Annotated in this window: 2 protein-coding genes; one reads left to right on the forward strand and one right to left on the reverse strand. The window is 42.9% G+C overall.

The genetic code is table 11. From position 1 onward, the window contains the following. The first annotated feature begins 378 nt into the window (after positions 1-378). Complete coding sequence (locus tag L1D47_RS20675; RefSeq protein WP_239886621.1) at positions 379-849, forward strand: hypothetical protein; 471 nt, start codon at positions 379-381, stop codon at positions 847-849. 37 nt (positions 850-886) lie between these two features. Here L1D47_RS20675 and L1D47_RS20680 read toward each other — a convergent pair. Further along, on the reverse strand, positions 887-1,350 hold a 464-nt coding region (locus tag L1D47_RS20680; protein WP_239886622.1), incomplete at its 5' end, for a transposase.

A 1,350-nucleotide genomic window follows, 5' to 3' on the forward strand; every position in this document is an offset into this window, starting at 1 on the left:
TAGATCACGTGATTTCGTCGTCTTGTGCCAACTCATCTCTAGCCTACGCCTCATATGATGTTCTTATTCATCAGCTCGCAAATTTGCTAGCGGCTTCCTTCAGACCAATCCTCGCGGATAAGCCCTTGCCATTCGCTAGTAGTTAACGTTTAATAACAGTATGTTATTCTCTTTTAGAAAGAGTAACGGTGATCTTCCTACAGAGGACTTTCACCTCATTAGTTCATGCCCATGCTGGGCGTACACAAACTGTTTAAGAGTGATTCGCAACGCGTGGCATTTTTACTATGCGTTGGTTTCAGTGTTTAAGGTGGTATACGGGAGCTTCGGTATTGCGTTGCTCACACCTTAACAGGGCGTTATATTTTTAGGTGAGTTATGAGAAAAGAAGAAATTAATGATGAACTAACGAATCTGGCGTTTAGCTTTTTTTATTGGTTTTCACGGTTTGAATTTGCCCTCAAAGAAAATCGAGTTTTAAAACGAGATGAGCCTGGCAGTAATGCGGAACCTGGTTGGGATAAATTCGTCGAGAAGTACGCTGATTCTTTTACTATCAGTGCTGACTCTCAAAAACTTATAGATTTGAATCCACATAGACAAATTGTGGGCAACAATCAGGAGCTTGAGTGGAAACCAGTAGGTAGAGCTGATTGTAAAAGTGAGCTTTGCCTTGTAGTCCGTTTGCTTAAGGCAGTTAGGAATAACCTGTTTCATGGCGGCAAGCATGGTGCTGAAGGGTGGGATGATCCTGAAAGGACAGAAGAATTACTAACGTCTGGTAAAAATGTCTTAGACCAACTTGTAAAAATGGCGGATTGGGAAGCAGATTATACGCAGTACTATTAAAAATATAACAAGTGACTGTGGTGTTTAGTCAATATATTTATCCGTTTTTTACGCACCACAGCTCCTCGCTTTTAAGCATGGTATTCAAGATCACGATGAGCTTTCGCATGCAGGCGATCAGTGCTACTTTMGGCATTTTGCCAGCCGCTTTGAGACGCTGGTAATAGCGCTTAAAAACAGGATTACACTGTATGGCTGACATCATCGCCATAAACATGACTGTGCGTATTCTRTGGCGACCACCACGGATCCTGCGTTTCCCCTTGTAAGAGCCACTTTCGCGGTTCATGGGAGCGACACCAACTAGGGCGGCAATTTCTTTTCGGTTTAGTTTTCCTAACTCTGGCATTTCACTGAGCAGAGTGTAGGAAAGCACTTTCCCCACACCAGGAACACTCGTCAATATTTCCGATTTGACGCGCCATTCTTTGACCTGGGCTACGAGCTTATCGAGTTTTTCCGTAAGTTTATCTATTTGCTGGTTAAGTGATTTAAGCAAAG

The organism is Shewanella sp. Isolate7 (genome assembly GCF_022398425.1).
In the GTDB taxonomy this organism is placed as follows: Bacteria; Pseudomonadota; Gammaproteobacteria; order Enterobacterales; family Shewanellaceae; genus Shewanella.

Coding starts and splice junctions, on each gene's coding strand:
- L1D47_RS20675 (WP_239886621.1), top strand. CDS start 379: ATGAGAAAAGAAGAAATTAATGATGAACTAACGAATCTGGCGTTTAGC.